This is a genomic window from Ancylomarina euxina (genome assembly GCF_003863355.1).
In the GTDB taxonomy this organism is placed as follows: Bacteria; Bacteroidota; Bacteroidia; order Bacteroidales; family Marinifilaceae; genus Ancylomarina; species Ancylomarina euxinus.
In genome coordinates this window covers 280,801-305,803 of record NZ_QQWG01000004.1, presented here as the reverse complement: position 1 = coordinate 305,803, position 25,003 = coordinate 280,801, and the positions used below count along the sequence as shown (strand labels likewise).

24 protein-coding genes are annotated in these 25,003 nt (G+C 36.2%); all 24 read left to right on the top strand.

The window, feature by feature from the left end; all coding sequences use genetic code 11:
• Positions 1-16: 16 nt before the first annotated feature.
• The 24 genes from gshAB to DWB61_RS06415 all read left to right on the top strand — a co-directional run bounded on the left by gshAB (position 17) and on the right by DWB61_RS06415 (position 24,908).
• Positions 17-2,326 (top strand): bifunctional glutamate--cysteine ligase GshA/glutathione synthetase GshB, encoded by a 2,310-nt coding sequence (gene gshAB / locus DWB61_RS06530; RefSeq protein ID WP_125030091.1) that lies wholly within the window; start codon positions 17-19, stop codon positions 2,324-2,326.
• A gap of 98 nt (positions 2,327-2,424) precedes the next feature.
• Positions 2,425-2,802 carry a hypothetical protein gene (locus tag DWB61_RS06525; RefSeq protein ID WP_125030090.1) on the top strand — a complete coding sequence of 126 codons (378 nt, stop codon included), beginning with the start codon at positions 2,425-2,427 and terminating at the stop codon, positions 2,800-2,802.
• A 169-nt stretch (positions 2,803-2,971) separates the two neighbouring features.
• The gene (locus DWB61_RS06520) at positions 2,972-4,576 is read left to right on the top strand and encodes a fumarate hydratase (protein ID WP_125030089.1); all 1,605 of its coding nucleotides are present in this window, start codon (positions 2,972-2,974) and stop codon (positions 4,574-4,576) included.
• 114 nt (positions 4,577-4,690) lie between these two features.
• Positions 4,691-5,203, top strand: a complete 513-nt coding sequence (locus DWB61_RS06515) for a ferritin (RefSeq protein ID WP_125030088.1) — start codon at positions 4,691-4,693, stop codon at positions 5,201-5,203.
• 168 nt (positions 5,204-5,371) lie between these two features.
• On the top strand, positions 5,372-5,761 hold the full coding sequence (locus DWB61_RS06510; protein WP_125030087.1) for a hypothetical protein: 390 nt from the start codon (positions 5,372-5,374) through the stop codon (positions 5,759-5,761).
• 147 nt (positions 5,762-5,908) lie between these two features.
• On the top strand, positions 5,909-9,202 hold the full coding sequence (gene secA, locus DWB61_RS06505) for a preprotein translocase subunit SecA (protein WP_125030086.1): 3,294 nt from the start codon (positions 5,909-5,911) through the stop codon (positions 9,200-9,202).
• Between the two features lie 67 nt (positions 9,203-9,269).
• Entirely contained in the window at positions 9,270-10,085 is an 816-nt protein-coding gene (gene lgt / locus DWB61_RS06500) for a prolipoprotein diacylglyceryl transferase (protein ID WP_125030085.1), read from the top strand.
• Between the two features lie 124 nt (positions 10,086-10,209).
• Complete coding sequence (locus tag DWB61_RS06495) at positions 10,210-10,419, top strand: zinc ribbon domain-containing protein (RefSeq protein ID WP_125030084.1); 210 nt, start codon at positions 10,210-10,212, stop codon at positions 10,417-10,419.
• Positions 10,420-10,490: 71 nt separating this feature from the next.
• Positions 10,491-10,982 (top strand): low molecular weight protein-tyrosine-phosphatase, encoded by a 492-nt coding sequence (locus DWB61_RS06490; RefSeq protein WP_125030083.1) that lies wholly within the window; start codon positions 10,491-10,493, stop codon positions 10,980-10,982.
• Positions 10,969-11,841 (top strand): fructosamine kinase family protein, encoded by an 873-nt coding sequence (locus DWB61_RS06485; RefSeq protein ID WP_125030082.1) that lies wholly within the window; start codon positions 10,969-10,971, stop codon positions 11,839-11,841. The genes DWB61_RS06490 and DWB61_RS06485 overlap by 14 nt, the downstream gene beginning before the upstream one ends.
• 180 nt (positions 11,842-12,021) lie before the next feature.
• Entirely contained in the window at positions 12,022-12,309 is a 288-nt protein-coding gene (locus tag DWB61_RS06480) for a tetratricopeptide repeat protein (protein WP_125030081.1), read from the top strand.
• A 252-nt stretch (positions 12,310-12,561) separates the two neighbouring features.
• Entirely contained in the window at positions 12,562-13,818 is a 1,257-nt protein-coding gene (hemA, locus tag DWB61_RS06475) for a glutamyl-tRNA reductase (RefSeq protein WP_125030080.1), read from the top strand.
• Between the two features lie 156 nt (positions 13,819-13,974).
• Positions 13,975-14,925 (top strand): hydroxymethylbilane synthase, encoded by a 951-nt coding sequence (gene hemC / locus DWB61_RS06470; RefSeq protein WP_125030079.1) that lies wholly within the window; start codon positions 13,975-13,977, stop codon positions 14,923-14,925.
• Positions 14,926-14,993: 68 nt separating this feature from the next.
• Positions 14,994-15,983 (top strand): porphobilinogen synthase, encoded by a 990-nt coding sequence (hemB, locus tag DWB61_RS06465; protein ID WP_125030078.1) that lies wholly within the window; start codon positions 14,994-14,996, stop codon positions 15,981-15,983.
• Positions 15,984-16,079: 96 nt separating this feature from the next.
• Positions 16,080-17,111, top strand: coding sequence for a uroporphyrinogen decarboxylase (gene hemE, locus DWB61_RS06460; protein WP_125030077.1), 1,032 nt, complete (start codon positions 16,080-16,082; stop codon positions 17,109-17,111).
• Between the two features lie 236 nt (positions 17,112-17,347).
• Positions 17,348-17,911: a lipocalin family protein gene (locus DWB61_RS06455; protein ID WP_197091138.1), complete on the top strand. Its 564-nt coding sequence runs from the start codon at positions 17,348-17,350 to the stop codon at positions 17,909-17,911.
• 20 nt (positions 17,912-17,931) lie between these two features.
• Positions 17,932-18,339, top strand: coding sequence for a DUF2177 family protein (locus DWB61_RS06450; protein WP_125030076.1), 408 nt, complete (start codon positions 17,932-17,934; stop codon positions 18,337-18,339).
• 8 nt (positions 18,340-18,347) lie between these two features.
• Positions 18,348-20,147, top strand: a complete 1,800-nt coding sequence (locus tag DWB61_RS06445) for a DegV family protein (RefSeq protein ID WP_125030075.1) — start codon at positions 18,348-18,350, stop codon at positions 20,145-20,147.
• Between the two features lie 10 nt (positions 20,148-20,157).
• Entirely contained in the window at positions 20,158-20,934 is a 777-nt protein-coding gene (locus DWB61_RS06440; protein ID WP_125030074.1) for a DUF1295 domain-containing protein, read from the top strand.
• 6 nt (positions 20,935-20,940) lie between these two features.
• Positions 20,941-21,681, top strand: coding sequence for a peroxiredoxin (locus DWB61_RS17765; RefSeq protein ID WP_197091136.1), 741 nt, complete (start codon positions 20,941-20,943; stop codon positions 21,679-21,681).
• Complete coding sequence (plsY, locus tag DWB61_RS06430) at positions 21,678-22,280, top strand: glycerol-3-phosphate 1-O-acyltransferase PlsY (RefSeq protein ID WP_125030073.1); 603 nt, start codon at positions 21,678-21,680, stop codon at positions 22,278-22,280. Before DWB61_RS17765 ends, plsY begins: the two co-directional genes overlap by 4 nt.
• An 11-nt stretch (positions 22,281-22,291) precedes the next feature.
• Positions 22,292-22,753, top strand: a complete 462-nt coding sequence (locus DWB61_RS06425) for an SRPBCC family protein (RefSeq protein ID WP_125030072.1) — start codon at positions 22,292-22,294, stop codon at positions 22,751-22,753.
• 230 nt (positions 22,754-22,983) lie between these two features.
• Positions 22,984-23,904 carry a mechanosensitive ion channel family protein gene (locus DWB61_RS06420; RefSeq protein WP_125030071.1) on the top strand — a complete coding sequence of 307 codons (921 nt, stop codon included), beginning with the start codon at positions 22,984-22,986 and terminating at the stop codon, positions 23,902-23,904.
• A 428-nt stretch (positions 23,905-24,332) separates the two neighbouring features.
• Positions 24,333-24,908: a hypothetical protein gene (locus DWB61_RS06415; RefSeq protein ID WP_125030070.1), complete on the top strand. Its 576-nt coding sequence runs from the start codon at positions 24,333-24,335 to the stop codon at positions 24,906-24,908.
• Positions 24,909-25,003 lie beyond the last annotated feature (95 nt).

The following is a 25,003-nucleotide window of genomic DNA, read 5'->3' as shown; positions in this document are numbered from 1 at the left end:
ATCAAATTTTAGAAATATGAAAACCATACATAAAAACCTATTTGAGGTATTAGAACATAAAAGTATCCGTAGCAGTATATGCGATGGTAAATTTGGGATAGAAAAAGAAAATGTACGTGTGGATAAAGATGGTCGTATGGCTACAACTCCTCACCCTGGAATATTAGGCGATAAGTTCCAACACCCTTATATAACCACTGATTTTTCTGAATCTCAGGTTGAGATGATTACCCCTCCACTCGATAGTGTTGATAAAGTGCATGGTTTTTTAGAAACACTTCATGACGTGGTGACTCAAAATATTGGGGAAGAGTTGTTATGGCCACAATCGCTGCCTCCATTGTTACCAGATGAAGAAAATATTCCTATTGCTCAGTTTGGCGATAAGGGATTGAGTAAAGAACGTTATCGTGAGGTTTTGGCTAAGCGTTACGGTAGAGAAAGACAAATGCTGACTGGTATTCATTACAATTTCTCTTTGTCTGATCGACTGGAAAAAAAGTTGATTAGGATTTGTTGTCCAGATGGTGATGCCGAGACATTTAGAGAGACTTTGTACTTGAAGATGCTCCGTAACTTTATGCGTTACCGTTGGTTCTTGGTTTGGCTTTTTGGTTCGAGTCCTGTTTCTGATCCATCGTTTAAAATGAAATCGTTAAAAACAGGAGAGAAGAAACCCGTTGTATGTGGTCATGCCGTTTCTATTCGCACTAGCTCAGGTGGTTATAGCAATGAAGAAGAATATTTTGTCGATTTCAATAGCTTGGATGCCTTTTCAAAATCAATTTCTAAACTGGTGGATGAAGGGCGGTTAATAGGTCATGAGGAGCTTTATTTACCTATTCGATTAAAGTTCGATGATAATGAAAGAATTTCTCATGTTGAAGTTCGTTTATTGGATCTCGACCCATATGAAAAAGCAGGAATATCGAAAGATAGATTGAATCTGGTACATCTATTTCTATTACATTGTCTATTTAAAGACGAGCCAGATCATTACGATGAAAGGCAGCAAGAAATTGCAGCAAATAACCAAGATCTTGTTGCTTGTTATGGACTTAAACCAGACTTGAAGCTTTCAAAATTTGAAGGCGAAGATATTTTAGCTAGCGATTATGCGAAAGAGATCTATTCAGAAATTAAGAATTTTTTAAATGTAGCGCAATTAGAAGATAATGAGCGGTATATTTCAGCAATGAAGCATTGTGAAGATCTGATGAATGGGACAGTGGTGCGTGCATCTCTGAAAATAAGAGAGGATATCTTGAAAGAAGGCTTTATTTCATTTCATATGAAGCAAGCAAAAAAATATCAGCTTGAGAGCAAGCTTAGTAGTTTCCGTTTTCATGGCTTTGAAAATTTAGAACTGTCTACTCAGTTGTTGCTTAAGGCTGCTTTGCGCCGAGGTGTTGAATTTGAGATTCTTGATCAGAATGAGAATTTTGTGCGCTTAAAACAGGGCGATAAGGTTGAGTATGTGATGCAAGCGACTCGTACATCTTTGGATAATTACAGCTCAGTTCTAATGATGGAGAATAAGTTGGTGACTAAAACCATTTTGGACGAGTTTGGAATCAGTGTGCCAGGTGGAATGAATTATTTGTTCAAGGAAAAGGCGCTTTCAGATTTTGAACTTTTTGAAGGGCGTGCCATTGTCATTAAACCGAAGTCTACAAATTTTGGATTAGGCATAAGTATTCTCAAAGAAAATAACAAAGAAGAGGTGTATCAGCGAGCTGTTGAAATTGCCTTTGAGCATGATAATAGTATCCTGATTGAAGATTTTGTCCCTGGTAGAGAATTTCGCTTTTTTGTGATGGGCGAAAAGGTTGTAGGTATTTTACATCGTGTTCCTGCAAATGTAAAAGGCGATGGGAAATCATCTATTAGGGAATTGGTTTTGGAAAAAAATCTGGATCCATTACGTGGAAAGGGTTACGTAACACCTCTAGAGAAAATAAACCTAGGCGAAGCAGAAGCCATGTTTTTAGCTGATCAAAATCTGACTTTTGACAGTATTCCTAATACAGATGAGATTATTTATTTACGAGAGAATTCAAATATAAGTACAGGTGGTGATAGTATCGACTTTACAGATGATATTCATCAATCCTATAAAGACATTGCCATAAAAGCAACTAAGGCTTTGGATGTTGAAATTACAGGTTTGGATATGATGATTATTGATGTTACCACTCCTGCTACAGAACAAAATTATTCAATTATTGAGATGAACTTTAACCCAGCAATTCATATTCATTGTTACCCATACAAAGGTGAGAATAGATATTTGAATGAGAAGGTCTTGGATGCTTTGGGGTATTAATTATGGATAATTCAGATGTGTTATATAAGATATTTTAATGTCTGTTATAATTCATTTTTTCATGTATTTTGTTTTAGTGTGTAAAAAGCAATAATAATATGTCCAATGTTAAGTATTCATTTCTGGATTTTTTTGATCAAAAAATTCTTCTTAGAGAGTTTTCTGATGATGCGAGCATTGAAGACGTGATAGCCTCCTTTGAGGAAATTATGGGTATGGAAATGCTCGCAAATAATGTCCCGGGTGTTATCACGGATTTGCGAAATGTGAAGTTTGAGATCAATACCAATGTTTTCAAACGAGTTTCTAGCTTTTTGAAAAATAACCCCGAATTATATAAATATAAATTTGCTGCAATAACAATATCTCCTTTGCAAGTTGCACTTGTCATCATTGGTAATACAGTAAGCACAAAATTGAGGACCAAACCCTTCTCAACTCTTGAGGCTGCTGTTGCTTGGGTGTGTGAACCGTGATTATCTATTCTGTAGATGAAATATGTTATATAACCAAAATGTTGTAGAATACACCTTCTAAAAATGGACTCTATCTATATTATTGTTTAAATTTGTGAGTCTATAGATGGATTTTGTCCAATTATAGATTCAAATTAGATTAGACTATTCAAATTTTAAAGCTATAAAGATGTCCGATTTTAACTACCAAAAACCATTTCCTATAACAAAGGATACAACGAAATATCGCTTGTTAACCAAAGATTTTGTGTCAACAATCGAAGTTGAGGGAAGAAAAATCTTAAAAGTAGATCCTAAGGGACTTGAAATGCTTTCGAAGCAAGCTTTTGCAGATGTTTCTTTTTATTTACGTCCAGCACACCTTGAAAATCTTAGAACTATTCTTCAGGACCCTGAAGCTTCAGATAATGATAGATTCGTAGCACATACGATGCTTTTGAATCAGGTTGTGGCTGCTGAAGGTGAATTACCTACTTGTCAGGATACGGGTACTGCCATCGTTGTTGCTAAAAAGGGAGAGGATGTTTACACTGGTGTTGATGATGCAAAGCATTTATCGCAGGGTGTTTATGATACATATCAGGAACGTAATCTGCGTTATTCTCAGGTTGTGCCTTTTAGCATGTTCGAAGAGAAGAATACTGGAAATAATTTACCTGCACAAATCGATATTTATGCCAATCAGGGTAAAGCCTATGAATTCCTATTCGTAACTAAGGGCGGTGGTTCAGGAAATAAGACATTTTTGTATCAGCAAACTAAAGCTTTGTTGAATGAAGAAAATTTGACCAAGTTTATTACTGAAAAGATTAAAGATCTTGGTACTTCAGCTTGTCCGCCTTATCATTTGGCTTTGGTCATTGGTGGAACATCTGCAGAATCTAATCTTGCGACTGTGAAAAAAGCTTCAGCAGGTTATTATGATCATTTACCAAACGAAGGTAATGAAGGTGGTCAGGCTTTTCGTGATTTGGAGTGGGAGAAAAGAGTTGTAGATATTTGTCGTAATAGCGAAATTGGAGCTCAGTTTGGTGGTAAATATTTTGTTCACGATGTGAAAGTGATTCGTTTGCCTCGTCATGCAGCCTCATGTCCTGTAGGATTAGGAGTGAGTTGTTCGGCTGACAGAAATATCAAAGCGAAGATCAACGAAGATGGTATTTTCTTGGAAGAACTAGAGACAGAGCCATTTAAGTATTTGCCAAAAGAGGCGCCACACTTGAAGGATGCTGTTGAGATCGATTTGGATCAGCCAATAGAAGATATTCTAAAAGAATTGTCGAAATATCCAGTTAAAACTCGTTTGAGTTTAAATGGAACTTTGATTGTTGCTCGTGATATGGCTCATGCAAGAATTCAACAAATGTTGAATGAAGGAAAAGAAATGCCTGAGTATTTCAAGAATCATCCGGTATATTATGCTGGACCAGCGAAAACACCTAAGGGCATGCCTTCAGGAAGTTTTGGACCAACAACTGCAGGACGTATGGATTCTTATGTAGGTCCATTTCAGAAGCTTGGTGGTTCTATGGTGATGGTTGCTAAAGGTAATCGTTACAAGTCTGTTACTGATGCCTGTAAAGAAAATGGTGGATTCTATCTTGGTTCGATCGGTGGACCTGCAGCAGTATTAGCTAAAAATAGTATCAAATCGATTGAAGTGATTGATTTCCCAGAGTTAGGGATGGAAGCAGTTCGTAAGATTCGTGTTGAGAATTTCCCTGCTTTTATTATCGTAGATGATAAGGGGAATGATTTCTTTGCAAATCTTTAAAGGTTTCGATTGTTTATGATTTAAATGGTTTTCTATTTAAAATCATGTCTAAATCATAAATTAGCCTTATTTTTGAATCAGAAAAATCAAATAAACAACACTAAAAATAATATTATGGCTCTTAATAAGAATGTAGAAGCGATCTTAAATAACCAAATTAATAAAGAATTTTGGTCGGCATACTTCTATTTGTCAATGTCAAATTACCTGAATGCTAATGGAATGCCAGGTTTTGCTAATTGGATGCACGTACAGTTTCAGGAAGAGATTTCTCATGCCCTTAAATTGCAATATTTTGTAAATGAGAGAGGTGGGCGTGTTATTCTTGAGCCTATAGCTGCTGTTAGAACGGAGTGGGATGGTGTTTTAGATATTTATCAGGAAACATTGAAACATGAAGAAATTGTGACTGGTTTGATTAACGAATGTGTTAATGTAGCGATGGATGAAAGAGATCACGCAACCGTAAATTTCTTACAGTGGTTTGTTGACGAGCAGGTTGAAGAGGAAGCTACTGTTGGTGAAATAATCGATCAGTTAAAAATGTTCAACTGCCAAGGTCAAGGTCTTTATATGATGGATAAAGAATTCAAAGCAAGAGTATTTGTTGATGCAACAAAAGCTTAATTGAATTTATAATATATTGAAAAGCCTGCTAGTGTATCCTAGCAGGCTTTTTTTTTTGTGAAAATCGATGGGTGATTCCGTTTAAGAAATTAATGCTTCTTTTTCATAAAGTCCTGACCTAAGTCTTAGGCTTTTCAATAAAATTAATTACTTTTGATTCCCATGGATATGAACAGGTATCTTATTGTCGTTTTTTCGGTGCTAACAGCATGTGCATCGGCCGTTCCTAATGTAGATTATGAGGAACTGGTTGATGATGTGCAACGTTTTGCTGCTTGGTATGCCGATCATTCTGATAGTTTGGAAGATTGCTATAATCTCCCAATTCTTGTTCCTACCCAAACTTCTTCGGAAATTTCAGATATTTATACGGCAAAAAGCTTGACTTTACCGTTGATCAAGAAATTACCAAAATTTCCACACTTAAATTCGGATGCAGTTCATTTATATGAACCACTTTGTATTGATATACCAGAAGCAAGTATAGCTTTTGATTTTCAATATGAATCAATCTTTTTTGCCGGATCCAATAGTATACGTGCTCCAGGTTTATCTTAATACTCTGATATCGGTACAAATTTATTTAGTTCAAACTCTGAATTAAATAATGAGTATGTAATTAATCGTAGTTGATCATTTTTAAATCAATAGAATTTTGATTTGAATGCAACTGCTCCTTTTTAAAATCAATAGACAAATAAATAGATGAGTTTTATAGATAAAACACTAGGTAAACTGTTTGGTAATAAATCAGATAGAGACCTTAAGGAATTGGCGCCGTATTTGACGAGCATAAATAAGGAATACGACAGAATTAAGCACTTAGATGTTGATGGACTACGTGCCGAATCTCAATTGTTGAAAAACAAGATTCAAGATTATATTAAAGCTGAAAAGGATGAAATTGTAGCTTTAAAAGAAAAGATAGAAAAAGGTGATCTACCTGTGAATGAGAAGGAAGAAACCTATGATAAAATCGATATTATTGAAAAAAGTATCGATGATAAAATTGAGGAAGTTCTGGATCAGATTTTACCTGCAGCTTTCTGTATTGTAAAAGAAACGGCTCGTCGTTTTACTGAAAACGAAGAGATTGAAGTAACTGCAACTCAGTTTGACCGTGATTTGGCAGCTCGTGCTGATCATGTTCAAATTAATGGAGATAAGGCTGTTTATTTCAATTCATGGACTGCTGGAGGTACAGAGGTTGTGTGGAATATGGTTCACTACGATGTACAAATGATTGGTGGAGTTGTATTGCATCAGGGAAAAATTGCTGAGATGGCAACAGGTGAAGGTAAGACCCTTGTTGCGACGCTTCCGGTTTTCTTAAATGCACTTACAGGACGAGGAGTTCACGTCATTACAGTGAATGATTACTTGGCTAAGCGTGACTCGGAGTGGATGGGACCTATCTATCAATTCCATGGATTGTCAGTTGACTGTATCGATAAGCACACTCCAAATTCTGATGAGCGTCGTACGGCATATGCTTGTGATATTACCTTCGGAACAAATAATGAATTTGGTTTTGATTACCTACGTGACAATATGGCAACCAATCCTAAAGATTTGGTTCAGCGACGTCATAATTATTCAATTGTCGATGAGGTTGACTCGGTATTAGTTGATGATGCTCGTACGCCTTTGATTATTTCAGGACCAATTCCAAGAGGTGAGCATCAATTATATGATGAGTTGAAGCCTAAGGTGCAAAAGTTAGCAAAGGCTCAATCTGAGTTGGTGATGGGAATGTTTACCGATGCCAAGCGTTTTCTAAAAAGCGAAGATAAGAAGGAGCAGGAACAAGGTGCTAACTTATTGCTTAGAACCTATAAGGGAATGCCAAAAATGAAGCCGCTTATTAAGTTCTTAAGTGAGCAGGGAAATAAGGCTTTATTGATTAAGACTGAGAACTTCTACATGCAAGAGAATAACAAAAACATGCATATCATTACTGATGACTTGTACTTTGTTATTGATGAGAAACAAAACTCAATTGAGTTGACCGATAAGGGTATCGACTTAATTACTGATTATAGTGATGATGCTGCATTCTTTGTATTGCCAGATATTGGATCTGAAGTTGCAGAGATTGAGAAGTCAAATATGACTGATGAAGAAAAACTGAAGACTAAGGATGAAATGATCCAGAGTTATGCTGTTAAATCGGAGCGAGTTCATACTATCAATCAATTATTAAAGGCTTATTCACTTTTCGAAAAGGATGTAGAGTATGTCCTTATGGATGGTAAGGTGAAGATTGTTGATGAGCAGACCGGTCGTATTATGGAAGGTCGTCGTTATTCTGATGGACTTCACCAAGCGATTGAAGCTAAAGAAAGTGTGAAAGTAGAAGCTGCAACTCAAACATTTGCGACTATTACGCTTCAGAATTATTTTAGAATGTACCACAAGCTTTCGGGTATGACGGGTACTGCTGAAACTGAGGCTGGTGAATTATGGGACATCTATAAGTTGGATGTGGTTGTTATTCCAACCAATCGTCCTATTTCTCGTGATGATAGAGAAGATTTAGTCTATAAAACCAAGCGTGAAAAGTACAATGCAGTTATCGATGAAATTGGAGAACTTGTAAAAGCAGGTCGTCCAGTATTGGTCGGTACCACTTCAGTAGAGATTTCGGAGCTTTTGAGCCGAATGTTGAAGCTAAGAGGCATTAAGCACAATGTCCTAAATGCAAAATTACACCAGCGTGAGGCAGATATTGTTGCTGAAGCAGGTTATAAAGGAACCGTTACGATTGCAACCAATATGGCGGGTCGTGGTACCGATATTAAGTTGAGCGAAGAAGTAAAAGCTGCTGGAGGTTTAGCTATTATCGGTACGGAACGTCACGATTCTCGTCGTGTCGATCGTCAGCTACGTGGTCGTGCAGGTCGTCAGGGAGATGTCGGTTCTTCTCAATTCTTCGTTTCTTTAGAAGATGACTTGATGCGTCTTTTTAGCTCTGATCGTATCGTAAAATTGATGGATAGAATGGGAATTGAAGATGGTGAAGTCATTTCTCATTCGATGATTTCAAAATCTATTGAACGTGCACAGAAAAAAGTTGAAGAGAATAACTTCGGTATTCGTAAGCGTCTGCTTGAGTACGATGATGTTATGAATTCTCAGCGTGAGGTAATCTACAAGCGTCGTCGTCATGCCTTATTTGGTGAGCGTATCCAAGTTGATATTGCAAATATGATGTTCGATGTTTCTGAGTCTTTGGTTAATGAATACCATGGTGGTGACTATGAAGATTTCAAATTAGAATTAATTCGTGTTCTTTCTATCGAGTCTCCAATAACAGAAGAGGCATTCATGAAAGAGAAGCCGGAAGATATCTCTCAGAAAATATATGAAGTCGTTTTAGATGCTCATAAGCGTAAAGTTGAGACCATTAGTAAGCAGGCTTATCCTGTTATTAAGGATGTTTATGAGACTAAGTCTGGAATGTATGAGAATATTGTTGTCCCTATATCTGATGGAACTAAGAACTTCCAGGTTGTAACAAACCTTAAGAAAGCATACGAAACTGAAGCTGAAGAATTAGTTCGTGCTTACGAAAAAGTGGCCATTCTTGCGACAATTGATGATTCTTGGAAAGAGCACTTACGTGAAATGGATGATTTGAAGCAATCGGTTCAGAATGCTTCATATGAGCAAAAAGATCCTTTGTTGATTTATAAGTTTGAATCTTTCAATTTATTTAAAAGTATGATTGAGACGACCAACAAATCGGTCGTTGCAACTCTTATGAAAGGACACATACCATTGCAAATGAATGATGAAATTCAGGAAGCAAAAGAGCGTCGTCGTACTGATATGAGTGGTCTTAAAACGTCGAAAGATGATTTAGGTGCCGACGGAAGAAAAGAGCCTAAAAAAGCTGAGCCCGTTCGTAATGTTCAGAAAGTGGGTCGTAACGAATCTTGTCCTTGCGGTAGCGGAAAGAAATTTAAGCAATGTCATGGTAAAGGAATGCCAGCTTAAGAAATTTATGAGAATTGAGAAGACTGGATTTTTCTCAATTCTCATATAAATAATAATATCAAATAATATGCTACTATCAATTCTTTGGGATGTAGATCCTGAAATATTTAAGATTGGTCCAATTGCTGTACGATGGTATGGTTTACTGTTTGCTCTTGGGTTTTTACTGGGTTATCAACTTGTTGAGCGAATGTTTAAGAAGGAAGGTATTCCCTTGGAATGGCTCGAGAAATTATTCATGTATACCTTAATAGCAACAGTTATTGGAGCGCGCTTAGGTCATGTTATCTTTTATGGTTGGGAATTTTACTCTCAACATCCAGCAGAGATATTAAAGATTTGGCATGGCGGATTAGCCTCTCATGGAGCGACGATTGGAATCTTAACGGCTCTTTATTTTTACTCTAAGAAAGTGAGTAAGAAATCGATGTTGTGGATTCTTGATAGAGTGGCAATTCCTGTGGCATTAGCTGGTTTCTTTATCCGTACAGGTAATTTGATGAATTCGGAGATTATTGGAACGCAAACCGATCTTGCCTGGGGATTTCAGTTCGTTAAAGTTCTATCTATTAATGGGCATCCCGTTGATCCATTGACAGTGCGTCATCCGGCACAGCTATACGAAGCCCTATGTTATCTGTTTAGTTTTGGTATCCTAATGTATATGTATTGGAAAACCAATGCCAAAGAGTTTTCAGGACGTTTGATAGGAACGTTCTTTATGCTGATTTTTACAGCTCGATTCTTTATAGAATTTATAAAAGAGAACCAAGAGGCGTTTGAAGAAGGCATGTCCTTAAATATGGGACAATGGTTGAGTATACCATTCATTTTATTGGGAGGATATTTGACTTATAATTCATTAAAGAAGCACAAAGCTTAATTGTAGAATAAAAACAAAAGATTAATGGTCGATACCTCAGGTGTCGACCATTTTTCGTTTAAAGTAGATGGGTATCTTATCCGCATATTTTATTATATTTAACTTATAAATGAAAATAAACGATATGAATCAATCCAAATATATTTGTGTAAAGTGTGGTAATATGAACTACGAAACGGATGAGTTTCGAGCTACTGGTGGTGTCTTTGCCAAAATATTCGATATACAAAACAAGAAATTTACCACCCTTACTTGTACCCGCTGCAAATACACTGAGATCTATAAAGGAACCACCAGTCAGTTAGGTAATGTTTTTGATTTTTTTACGGGTTGATTTTAATAGCAATTCCGTAATTTTGGCAAATTATTAGAATAAGCTATATAAATCAAGAATTGAATCTATCTATGGAAAATGAAATGACCAAGACCTTATTATTTGTTTGTTTAGGTAATATTTGTCGCTCTCCGAGTGCAGAAGCAGTTATGAATACTGTTATTGAAAAAGCAGGTAAATCGTCTTATATTACATGCGACTCAGCGGGTATTATTGGTCATCACGAAGGTGAAAGAGCCGATAGTAGAATGCGTGTTCATGCTGCTCGTCGTTCCTATGATTTGATAAGTATCTCACGTCAATTCAGATCTAAAACAGATTTTGATAAGTTTGACTTGATCATTGGGATGGATGATCAGAATATAAAAGATCTACAATCTCAAGCCAGAAATGAGGCTGATTTGAAAAAGATCGTTAAAATGACAGATTATTGTTCGAAATATAAGCATTACAAGACAGTACCCGATCCATATTATGGAGGCGAAGCAGGTTTCGAGTTGGTTTTAGATTTACTTGAAGATGCTTGTGATGGCTTGTTAAATCACTTGAATGGAAAAATATAGAACAATCATATCTAAGGTTGAAGATTGGGCAGGACAAAAAGTTCTGTCCACAAAATCGATTGGTGGTGGCTGTATTTCAAAAGCTGAGTTACTTACTTTTGAAAAGGGTAGTACTTGTTTTATGAAAACGGCTTGTTCGGCTCCTGATGTATTTGAAAAGGAAGCCAAAGGTTTGCATGAGTTAAAAAAGGCCGCCTGCATTCGTGTACCTGAAGTTCTTTTTGTTGATCAGGACTGTTTGCTTTTGGAGCAAATTCATTTAGGTGAGCAGCACTTCGATTTCTTTTCAAAATTCGGTCGACAGTTAGCACGACTGCATCAATATGGTGCGCTCCGTTTTGGTTTTCCTCAAGATAATTACATTGGAAAAACGCCTCAAATTAATACTTGTAACAAGGTTGAGGCTGAAAACTGGTGTGATTTTTACTATAATAAACGATTACTTTATCAATACAAGCTTGCTGAGGCAAAAGGTATGGTGGGGCCAGAGTTAAAGAACGGTTTCATTCTGTTGGAAAATAGGATAGAAGAGATATTGGAAGGTAGTGAGGAAAAACCAGCTTTATTGCATGGTGACTTGTGGTCGGGAAATTTCCTATGTGATTCACAATCACAGCCATGTTTAATCGATCCTGCTGTCTATTACGGTCATCGTGAAGCTGAATTGGCAATGACAAGACTCTTTGGTGGATTTGATGCCAGTTTCTATTCCAGCTATCAGAATACTTATCCCTTACCTCAAGGCTACGATTATCGACAGAATATTTATATGCTTTACCATGTTTTGAACCACCTTAATTTATTTGGGAATAATTACTATGGTCAGGCCGTGAAATTACTTTGGTCATATCTCGATTAATTTCCTCTTTAGATACAGATGACGCAATTTATTTTTAAGACTAAGCATTGAATTATGTCTGTGATAATGCTTTAAAGCGGACTTTTAGCCAGATATAAAATAAAAAACGATTTTCTTATCTTTATTTATAGGCAAAAATGTCTGGAATGACTAGATTTGCAGGATATTCATATAAATAAGATGGCAGAAATTCAAGATATATTATCAAACGCTAAGTTACTCTTTGAGGCTGAAGAGTTTCAATTAGCACAAAGCGATTATCAAAAGGTTGTAGATTTGGATCCAAATCACATAGAAGCTAATTTCATGATTGGTGAGATTCATCATCAACTTGGAGATATGGCGAAAGCTTTGAGCTTTTATATCAAAGTAAGTGACTTGCAACCCGAGCATGTTAAAGCAAATGTGAAGATTAAGATGATTAATACCATCCTTGATTATTTTAATAAGGATATGCATAATCCTTAGCCCTTATCAATCTAAGACAAATAAGTATTGAGTTATTAGGAGTATAAGTGTGTGAAGTTATTGAAGAAGATTTAGGATGTTAGAGTCTGAATTTAAAAGATTTAGGATTATTTAACTAATTTTGGTTCTTTCTGAATTATAAAACCGATCAGAATTTATAGTTATTTTTCGGTAATTAATTATATATTTGGTAAGGACTCAAGCCTATATTGTGCTAGTATATTAGCGAAGAACTCAAAATTAGATCAATTTATGTCATCGCAAATAAGAGAGAATCTACAGAAATTTTTTGTTTTAGGAGTATCATATCGTAAAACGGCTTTGGATGTAAGAGGACGTTTTTCATTAACCCAGATGGATCAGGAAGCATTGCTACGAGATGCTAAAGAATATGGCGTTGAAGGCCTAATTGTCTTATCCACCTGTAATAGAACAGAAATCTATGCCCATACTTCGGACATGGATTTAGTTACAAAGTTATTCCTAAGTTACTGTAAAGGCAACGAAAAAGATTTCCGTTATAATGGTTATACCATTCAGGGAAGTGACTGTATCAAACACCTATATCAGGTTTGTTCCGGTATCGATTCACAGATTGTCGGTGACTTCCAAATTGTAGGGCAAGTGAAAAATGCTTACCAATTATCTGAGAATTATCAGATGATTAATTCATTTCTTAATCGACTTTTTTCCTTTGTATTTAAGGCTAGCAAAAAGATCAAAAATGAAACGGAATTAAGCCGTGGTGCTGCTTCTGTTTCACATGCTGCCGTACAGTATATAAAAGATAAGGTTGCTGATTTGGAATCGGCAAACTTTTTACTTTTTGGTACAGGTGAGATTGGAAAAGATACCTGTAGCAATTTGGTGAAACATATGGCGAATCGCTCACTGACTCTGGTGAACCGAAATGTGGAGAAAGCTGAAGCATTAGCTAAAAAATTCGATATTAATTATCGCGCTATGTCGCACTTAACTGAAGAAGTTAAGAAGGCGGAAGTGATTATTGTTGCAACTGGAGCTCCTCATCCAACTCTGATGGTGGAACATTTTGAAGGTATTACAGAATGTAAGCTAATTCTTGATTTATCGGTACCTCGTAATGTGGATACTGCAATTGATTCTCTGGAAAATGTGTTGGTTATTTCTGTTGATGAACTTTCTGAGCACACTTCAGAAGCTATGCAACAGCGCTTAACTTGTATTCCTCAAGCTGAAGAAATTATCGATGATTCAATTCGTGAATTCTACGGTTGGTTGGAAGTCACTTTCTTATCTCCTGTGATTGTCGCTTTAAAGGATAATCTGAATAAAATTCGAGATAAAGAGTTAGAATATCATCGAGCGAAGATGAGTGATGATGAATTGAAACGTGTTGAGAAGATTACTTCAAATCTGATGAATAAGATAGCCAGAGCTTGTATTAGTCATCTAAAAGATCATCATAAAACACAATCAAGTCCTATGGAAACATTGAATATGATTTTCCAGGAATCTGAAACGAAATAAAAAATTTTTATTGAAATTTAAAGCTGTATAGATACGTTTATATGGCTTTTTTTTGCACCTTAGGTGAACTAAATGTGGGACTGAATTTTTCAAAATAATTGACAGTCTCTAATTCAATCATTAGCATTATTCTAAACGAAATTAAATTCGTGAAAGGTGCTCAAAACAACAAGTTTGACTATGTCCCTTAAGAAGAAATTAATTGTTGCAACTCGTCCCAGCCTATTGGCATATACCCAAACCATGCAAACCGTAGAACTTCTACAAAAGGCTAATCCAGATATCGAATTCGAAGTTAAAAAGTTTAGTACACAAGGTGATCGTGTATTGAATCGTTCCTTGACGGAATTTGGAACAACAGGTCTGTTTGTAAAGGAATTGGAACATGCTCTTTTAGAGGGTGAGGCAGATATTGCTATTCACAGTCTGAAAGATGTACCTAGTTTTCATCCAGCGGGATTAAAGTTGGTAGCTTATCCTGAGAGAGAAGATTCTCGTGATGTGTTTTTAACGCGTGATGGGTTATCTATCGACGATATGCCGCAAGGCTTTGTCTTGGGTACAGGATCTCCACGTCGAAGAGTGCAATTAGCAGATGTTCGACCAGATGCAAATTTTAAAGATATTCGAGGTAATATAGACACGCGCATGCAGAAATTGCAGGATGGCGAATATGACGCTATTATTTTAGCTGCTGCCGGTATGAATCGCATGAGTAAGGAATTTGATGAAGAGATGCTTATAGATGTGGATCTATGTATTCCTGCAATTGGACAAGGCGCTATCACCATTGAAACTCGAGATAACGATCCTCAATCTATTGCCGTAGTTGAAAAGGTAAATCATAAGCCAACTGAACTTGCGGTATTGGCCGAACGTGCTTTTATGGCTGAGATTGAAGGGGGGTGCAAGTTTCCTCTAGCTGCTCATGCTGTAGTCGATGGGAAACATTTGAATATGATTGCTATAGTTGGCGATTTAAAATCAGGAGATTTCATTGTAGAAAGTATTGAAGTACCTATTGAAGTGTCAGTTGCTAAATCGGCAGAGTTAGCACAAAAAATGAAAGCCATTTGCCAAGAAAAAGGCATCAATTTTTATCAATAAGAAAATATAAGGTCTGTTCTCCTTTTCGAGATCAGATAATCGCATATAAACTATAAACACGATATAAGATGAGTTTACGTCCATTATTTCCACAGACACGACTAAGAAGACTTCGTTACAACAAAGTTGTACGTAATATGGTAGCTGAGACATCGCTTTCTGCTGATGATTTAATCATGCCACTTTTTGTTTGTCCGGGAGAAAAGGTAAAGAATCCAATTAAGTCGATGCCAGGTAACGACCAGTTATCTGTAGATATGTTGGTAGAAAAATGTAAAGAATTGTACACAGCGGGTGTCAAATCGGTATTACTTTTTGGTATTCCTGAATCTAAGGACGAAGACGGTACAGTAGCGACTCATGAACATGGTATTGTTCAGAAAGCAACGCGTGCTATCAAAGAGGTGTTACCTGATATGTATATCATTGCTGACATTTGTAACTGCGAGTATACGACTCACGGTCATTGTGGAACCATTATCGACGGTGATGTCGATAACGATAGCACTTTGGTAACACTTTCTGCACAGGCTGTTTCATTGGCTGAAGCTGGTGTTGACATGGTCGCTCCAAGTGATATGATGGACGGTAGAATAGCTCATATGCGTTCGGCTTTAGATGAAAACTGTTTCGAGAAAATGCCAATTATGGCTTACTCGGCAAAATATGCATCAGGTTTCTATGGCCCATTTAGAGATGCGGCTGATTCTGCACCTCAGTTTGGTGATAGAAGCACATACCAGATGGATCCTCGCAATAGTGATGAAGCGATCCGTGAAGTTGAAATGGATATTGCAGAAGGCGCTGATATCGTAATGGTGAAGCCAGCTTTAAGTTATCTTGATGTGATTTACCGGACTAAGCACGAGTTTAATATACCTGTTGCAGCTTATAACGTAAGTGGTGAATTCTCAATGGTAAAGGCTGCTCAAGAGAGAGATTGGATTGATGGAAATCGTGTAATGATGGAGATTATGACATCGATTAAACGTGCTGGTGCTGATATTATCATAACCTACCATGCACAGGAAGTCGCTGAGATTTTAAACAAACGATAAATTTAAGTTTTCTGTTATCGGTTTTCAATTGCCCGCTTTTTGATAAGCGATAAAACTTTGACAACTGATAACTTCTGATAACCGATAACTAACAATATGACAAATTCTATTTTTCTAGATACAATTAACGGCATTAAGCGTGAGCGACCACCAGTGTGGTTCATGCGCCAGGCTGGACGTGTTTTACCATCTTATATGAAACTGCGCGAAAGCCATGGTTTCAAACACATGATGGAGGATCCTAAATTAGCGGCAGAGGTAACTTTGCTTCCAATTCACGATTTGGGTGTAGATGCGGCAATTCTATTTTCTGATATTCTTGTGATTCCTGAAGCCTTAGGTATGGAATTGAGTTTCGAAGGAAAAGGGCCAACTTTTAAAACGGCACTTAAGGATGTTGAAGATCCTTTGCATTTCCTAACCGATATGCCTGAGAGATTGGAGCATATTTACAAGGCGATTGATGTGATTTTAGCGACAAAACCTGCTGAGATTCCTTTGATTGGATTCTGTGGCGGACCATTAACCACATTGTGTTATATGTTCCAGGGTTTTAGTCAGAACCTGAATTTCCCTGATTTTGTTCCTGCGATTTATCGCGATAAGGCAACCATGAAGAAGTTGGTGACCCGTATAACCGAGATGAGTATCCATTATGCTTTAAAGCAAGTTGAGCATGGAGTACAGGCTTTTCAGTTGTTCGAAACGCATGCTGGCTTAATTCCTATTGAATTGTACAAAGAGGTGTTCTTACCATCGGTAAAAGCGATTCTTGGAGCTGTGCGTGCTAAAGGGGTAAAGACTATTTATTTACCTAAGGGATTAGGAACAGGTATTAATATGGTGAACTACGATTTGTGTGACTGCGTGAGTGTCGATTGGCAAACACCATTGCACGAGGTTCGCTCTATTGTAGGAGAGGATATGATTCTACAGGGTAATTTCGACCCTAGAGTTCTACTTGCCGATAAGAATGCGATTGATCAGCAATTCGAATACCATTTGAACTATGGTCGTAAAGATCACAAGTGGATTTTCAATCTGGGACATGGCTTGTTACCAGAAATTCCTGTTGAGAATGTGAAATACTTGATTGATAAAGTGAAAACCTCAGATTGGGGGAGATAGATTTCACTCAGAACCATAAATATAAAGCCGACTTTAACGAGTCGGCTTTTTTTTTTCTAAAATATAAGGCAATAACATCAATATGGATGTTACATATAAGTTCGTATGTAATCTAAGATTGAACTGTATGGTAAAAAACTTATTATATTTAATCATGTTAGGTTTTTATAGAAATACAATTATCTTAGTTAGAGAATGTAATATGGATATTTATCAAATTCATTAAAATTAATTGAATGTTGAAAATCGGTGAAAATCTAAATGTTTTTGCAATCATAATTAGTTTAATAATTATTGGTAATTCTTTTATAAGTTGTAAAACGCAAAAATCGATGATTGATAAAACAGTAGTTGAACAACTGGATATACAAAAATATCTAGGCACATGGTATGAAATTGCTCGTTACGACCATCGTTTTGAACGTGGGCTAGTTGGTGTAACAGCCGATTATTCAATACGCGACGATGGAAAGATTAAGGTGATAAACAGCGGTTATAAAGATAGTTTAGACGGTAAATTCTCGCAAGCTGTTGGTAAAGCCAAAATCCCTAATCCCGAAAAGGCACCGGCAAAATTGAAAGTATCGTTTTTCTTGTTCTTTTACGGTGATTATTTTGTGATGGAATTGGACAAGGATTATCAATGGGCTGTTATTGGGAGTAGCTCTGATAAATATCTATGGATTCTAAGTCGCACGTCAGAAATGCATACCGAGTTATATAATGAGTTACTTAATCGACTAGAAAAGCGGGGGTATAATGTTTCAGGCTTGATAGAAGTGGAGCAAAAACCTTTGTAAACGACTAGATATTAGATGTTATGCATATAAAAAGTATTCTCATAAGTTACTTGCTTACTTTCGTCGTTTTTTTGATGATAGACTTGCTATGGCTTGGCATTATTGCTAAAAACCTTTATCAGAAATACCTGGGCGAATTTTTATCTGATAAGGTAAATTGGACTGCAGCTTTTATCTTCTATTTCATTTATGTTGCGGGGATTTCATTTTTTGCTATTTACCCATCCGTTCATAAAGAATCAGTTTTCAATGCCATATTACTGGGGGCTCTATTTGGATTATTTACTTATGCCACTTACGATTTAACAAATTTGGCTACGCTTAAAGGCTGGCCACTTCCCATTGTTTTTATCGATATACTATGGGGTGTGAGCCTATCTGCAATCGTAAGTTTATCAGGTTTTTATATCGTGAAATGGATTAATTAGTAATAAGCATGAAAAACATTAAAACACCTTTTATTAACGGAAAATTCTTGTATTATGCTTTTATCGCAGGTGGAAATCAAATATTAAAAAATCAGGTCGAAATAAATAGAATAAATATCTTTCCGGTTAACGATAAAGACACCGGAACAAATCTTGCTTCGACCGTCCGTTCGGTTATCGATAATATAAAACCTCATAAATCATATAAGACTACGGTGAGTAATATTGCCGATGCAGCATTAATTGGGGCTCGTGGAAATTCAGGCGTTATTTTCGCACAGTTTCTGCATGGTTTAAATCGTGAAACCATAAATAAACCGATTATTACTTTAAATGAATTTGCTGAAAGTGTAAAGAAATCAATTCCCTATATATACGAAGCCGTTGCAAATCCTATTGAAGGGACTATGTTAACCGTTATTAAGGAGTGGTCTGATTTTCTAAATAGTAAAAAAGATGCTATTTATGATTTTGCAGATGTCATCATTGATTCTTTCGCAGTATTAGAGAAATCACTGGCTGAAACGAACACAAAATTGAAAGCATTAAGCAAATCGGATTTTGTAGATGCAGGAGCAAAAGGCTTTGTCTTGTTTATGGAAGGTATTATCGGTTTTATTAAAAATAGAAATATTCGAAACCTCGTGGTTGACGCCTCCGAAAACATTTCGCTTGTTCATTCCTACGATTTAACAGAAGATGAAATATCTTTTCGCTTTTGCACCGAGGCTATTATAAAAAATATGACGCAAAGTAAATCTGAACTTCAGAAATTCCTTAGTCAAAATGGGGATTCCGTTGTTGTTGCTGGTTCGGAAAGCATTTGTCGTATTCACGTTCACACCAACAAACCAGCAGAGCTTTTTCATCAGTTAAAAGAAGTGGGAACCATCACTTTTCAGAAAGTAGATGATATGGTGCGTCAACAGGAGGCAGTAAGCAAACGAAAATGGAATATTGCGCTGGTTACAGATTCAACCTGTGATTTATCACAGGATTTGATTGATTTATATCAGATCAATATGGTGCCAATTAATTTGAATTTTGGAGATAGTCATTATCTAGATAAAGTTACGATTCAGCCCAACCAGTTTTACGATTTGCTCGATACTGAATCCGAATTCCCAAAAACATCTCAAATAAACGAGCAGACTTTTACCAACTTATATTCGCATTTGGCTTCGCATTACGATGCTATAATTGCTGTGCATTTGAGCGGACAGTTTAGTGGAACTTATTCAAACAGTGTAAAAGCAGGTGAACGCATTTCAAAAGAATTTGAAAAACCGATTTATGTCATTGACTCAAAGAATTTATCGGGAGCATTGGGGTTACTTGTTTTAAAAGCAGCCCAAAAGATTGGAGCTGGCGAGTCAGTAGAATCAATTGTCAATACTCTCAAAAAGGATGTTCTCCAATCTAAAATATTCGTAAGTGTTCGCGATTTACAATCAATGATTAGAGGAGGCAGGGTGTCAAGACCCAAAGGGATAATCGCTAGCGCTCTGGGTTTAAATCCGGTTATTTCCATGGATAAAAATGGAAAATCGCTCTTGTTTGGAAATACTTTTAGCCAGCAAGCCAGCTTAAAAAAAATATTCAAGCATATTGAACAGATTAGTCGTCGAAAAACCATATGGAACTACATCATTTTGCATGCACATAATTCAGAAGGAGCTCAATTGGTTGAGTCTAAGATGTTTGAAATGACCGGAATAAAACCAGTATCGGTTGTCAATATTTCTCCGGTTATTGGTATGCATGCTGGTAATGGTGCTCTTGCAGTTTCATTACTTTTTAATAATTAATATTACTTATATGATGACTCTATTTTTACAAGTATCCTTAATTATTTTAGTTCTGGTAAGTCTATTATGGATTTGGAGTGTATTGATAAAAAATGTAAGTATTGTCGACATTTTTTGGGGGATTGGCTTTGTGCTTGTAAATGCGTTTTATGTATTCATGTCGGACGAAATAAATGCTAGGAAAATACTGGTTTTTACTTTGGTTAGCATTTGGGGGCTAAGGCTTGCCCTTTATCTTGCCTATAGAAACATCGGTAAAGGAGAGGATTTCAGATATCAGGAATTTAGAAGAAATTATGGTCCCAAACGTTATTGGTGGTTTAGTTTTTTTCAAACATTCTTATTGCAAGGCATTTTGATTATGATTGTTTCCTTGCCCTTATTAGGTGTCAATTCGAGTACAAGTTCCGGAGAGCTTATGATATTGGATTACCTTGGAATAATAGTTTGGCTTATTGGTTTTACGTTTGAGGCAGGAGGCGATTATCAGTTGGCACGTTTTAAACGAGATGTTGCAAATAAAGGAAAGGTTCTAAATACAGGATTGTGGAAATACACCCGCCACCCGAATTATTTTGGCGACTCAGCTGTGTGGTGGGCCTATGCAATCTTTAGTATCGCAGCCGGAAGTTACTGGCAGATTATTGGTTCTATTGTAATGACTTTATTGATTATCAAAGTATCAGGCGTGGCACTACTTGAAAAATCTTTAAACGATACAAAACCACAATACAGAGAATATATCGAAAAAACCAATTCGTTTTTCCCTTGGTTCCCTAAAAAATAAATGACAATGGATTTTATCACAAATAATATTTGGCTTATACTTTTTGTAATATGGGGGCTGCCATTAAGTTATTACAGAAGCAAATTCCGTAAAATGGTGTATCAAACCGATAGTTGGACAATAAACATCAAGCCGGTTTTTTTGAAAGAGATTAAGGGGCTTTTTGGAAACATCTATCCCGACAATCTGGAATACAAGAGGTTTAGAAACTTCTACCTGTTTTATCTGACCATTTATTTAGCCTTGTTTATTGCTTATTTAATTTTTGACACAAATTCTGAAAAAATGAAAAAAATTGAAGTCGGAAGCAAAGTTCCAATATTTAAATTAAATGACCAGAATGGTGAACTATTTAAGCTTGAAACGGTACTAGGGAGAAAGAACCTGGTGATTTATTTCTATCCGAAAGACGATAGTCCGGGCTGTACAAAAGAAGCTTGTTCGTTTCGAGACCAATTTGAAGCGTTTGCCGATGCTGATGCTATGATTATTGGTATTAGTGCACAATCGGAGGAAAGTCATTTGGAGTTTGCGAAAAAACACCGCCTGAATTACACGCTATTGAGCGACACGGGTAATAAAGTGCGTCAATTATTTGGTGTGCCAGCCAGTTTTTTTGGACTAATTCCCGGCAGAGTCACCTATGTTGTGAATAAGGAAGGAGAAATAGCCTACCTTTTTAATTCACAGATTCAAGCAGAAAAGCACGTCGACGAGGCCTTGCGCATACTACAAGAAATGAGATGAATATAGCCATTCAATATATTTTTATACTGCTAGCCTATTTACTGGGAGCAATTCCCTTTGGTTACATTTTAACCCGATACTATACGGGTAAAAATATAATGGAAATGGGGAGTTGTAATGTGGGGTCAACAAATGTAGGAAGGGTGGCGGGAAAACGAATCGCTATCATCACTCAGCTTTTGGATATGCTCAAGGGACTCATACCCGTGGCTGTTTATCTCTATTTTATTGATGGTGAAAAAATGGGGGCTGAATTCTCTGTCTGTAGTGTTGGGTTAGCCACGATCATAGGTCACGATTTTAGCATCTTTCTAAAATTCAAAGGTGGGAAGGGTGTCAATACCACGCTTGGCGCCTCGTTATTGATTGCTCCATTTTCTGTTTTTATTTCGGTTGCCGTCTATTTTGTTGTAAAGTGGCGACTAAAGTATGTTTCGTTGGGCTCTATTATTCTGGGAATAACTTTACCACTTACAGAATTGTTTATTCACGGACTTAGCTCGATATTCTATTATTTATTGGTTTGTATGATACTTATTATTCTTAGGCACCGAACGAATATCAATCGCTTATTGCATAGCGAGGAACTTTCATCCTAAAAAGAACATTTATGGCATTTTATCAATTTCAAAAAGAACAATTTGTTAATGCCTCTATAGACGAGGTGTGGGATTTTATAAGTTCTCCACAGAATTTAAAAAAAATTACACCTCAAAATATGGGGTTTGATATACGTACTCCAAATTTACCCGATAAAATTTATGAGGGCATGATTATTAGTTATACGGTTCGCCCTTTGTTGGGGATTCCCACAAACTGGGTTACTGAAATAACACATGTTAGAGATAAATCGTATTTTGTGGATGAACAAAGGGTTGGTCCTTATAAATTATGGCATCATCAGCATATAATTATAGCTACAGAAAATGGTGTTTTAATGAAAGATATTGTGAGTTATCAACCTCCATTTGGCTTTTTAGGAAATATTGCAAATGCCTTGGTCATTACACATAAATTGAATAATATTTTTGCTTTCAGAACCCAAGCACTTGATGAAATATTTCCATATTAAGAACTTTATTTGCATCTAATTAGTGTCTATAAGCTTTCCCTCAGAATTATAATACAAAGCCGATTCGTACAAGTTGGCTTTTTATTTTCCTTATTTTATGTAGAGTTTCTCTATTTTCTTACCTTACAGGGAACTAAAATATTGTTAGGCTAACAATATCTATAGTAAAGATATAAGTGAACTAAGATCATTGTTGATCTTATACATCCCTTGATGGTAATTTAAAGTATATGGAAAAAACAAAAGACATATTCGCTTCTTGGCTACACGATCAAAATATTGAACGTCTCCTAATAATACTTGTCGGAGTACTATTCATTTTGCTAGTAACGTATTATCTCAAAAAAATCATTTCGCGTCACGTTAGCAATTCTGCTAACAAATATCGATCAAGAAAGGCCGTAAATGTTTTAGGATACATTCTTATTATCAGTATTGTCTTATTTGTTTATAGCGACAAACTTGGTAATATTGGAATTGCACTAGGCCTAGCTGGTGCAGGAATAGCTTTTGCATTGCAAGAAGTTATAACTAGTATTGCTGGTTGGATTAATATTATGACAACAAATTCTATTAGAATAGGACAACGGGTGAAAATTGGAGAAATAAAAGGGGATGTGATTGATATAGGCGTGCTTAAAACAACCATAATGGAAGTGGGAGATTGGGTTGATGGCGATCTTTATAACGGACGTATCACTGATCTTTCTAATAGTTTTGTATTCAAAGAACCGATACAAAATTATTCCGCTGATTATCCTTTTTTATGGGATGAAATAACTGTACCTATTCGTACCGAAAGTGATTTCAATCTTGCTCGCAAGATTTTCAGTGAAGTAGCAGTGGAAGTATGTGGCGAATATTCTCAAAAATCTGAGAAGGTATGGGCTAAAATGACGGATAAGTATAGGATAGAAGATGCAGATGTACAACCACTAATAACCTTGACTTTTGACGAAAATTGGATAACCTATACGATACGTTATGTCGTTGATTTCAAAAAGAGAAGAAGTACGAAAGACCACCTGTTCACACGCTTGTTAGAGGAAATCAATCATTACGATAATATCATAATGATAGCAACAACATCAGTAGAAGTTACGAACGTTTCTCAAACCGAGATAAATAAAACGACAGGCAACAAAAAATAAAGGGTATTAAAAAGCAGCTTATTCAAACTGTTGACACCACAAAGAATAGCCCATCCTCTTAAAGAGTTTGGGCTTTTTCTTTGCCAAATTTTGACTAAGCGCATTCTTATGTAGAGCTTTTCTATTTTGTATGACTCTATTGTTTAGTTAATGTTTTGCTTAATTTTGACGTTCTTAAAAAACGGGTGGAAGATGTATATATGCATAGTCGAACCGCTTACAATATTGGTGTAAATTACTAAATGGATAAACGACACATTTTTAACTTTAAAACGGATATATCTAGGATTAATATCCCTGCAAAACTGAACAATCCATTTGGATTATCTATTCCTGAAATTGCCAGGATAGCGGCAAATGAATTTCAAGATTTTATTAGTTCAGAATCTCAAGGATGGAAGCATGACTTTCGGATCCAAAAAGGAAAAATGTTTGGAATTCTTGTGGTTCAAAAAGAAGATTGTACCTACAGCTATTTAGGAACAGTTTCAGGGAAATTACAGGGAAACACTATATGCGACAAATTTGTTCCTTCGACCTTTGATGATTCTATTGATGATTTTTTCATTAATAGAGGCATGACAGAGTTGACGGAAATCGGCAATCAAATTAAAAAAGCTAAAAAGCCATCTGAAATTAGTTTGTTGATAGAAAATAGGAAACAAAAATCGTTTGCCTTGCAACAACGACTTTTCGAGAATTATCAATTTTTAAACTTTTCGGGAATTGAGAAAAATGTATTACAAATTTTTGAGAGTTCTTCACATGGTAATCCTCCAGCTGCAGCTGGCGAATGCGCTGCTCCTAAATTACTGCAATATGCTTTTAAAAACCGTTTAAAACCAATCGCTTTAGCAGAATTTTGGTGGGGAAATTCTATCAAGAATCAAGAGAGAGAACACAAGCTTTTCTACCCGGCCTGCAAAAATAAGTGTCGCCCAATTTTAGAATACATGCTGGATGATGTGGAACTATTTAATCAAGCGAGTGCTGTTTGTGAATAAGAAATTAGTGACTATCAACATATATAGAGTATATCTCCTCAGTGGACACTAGGATATTATATAAGGAAGGTTAGCATTAAGTCAAAAAACAGCTT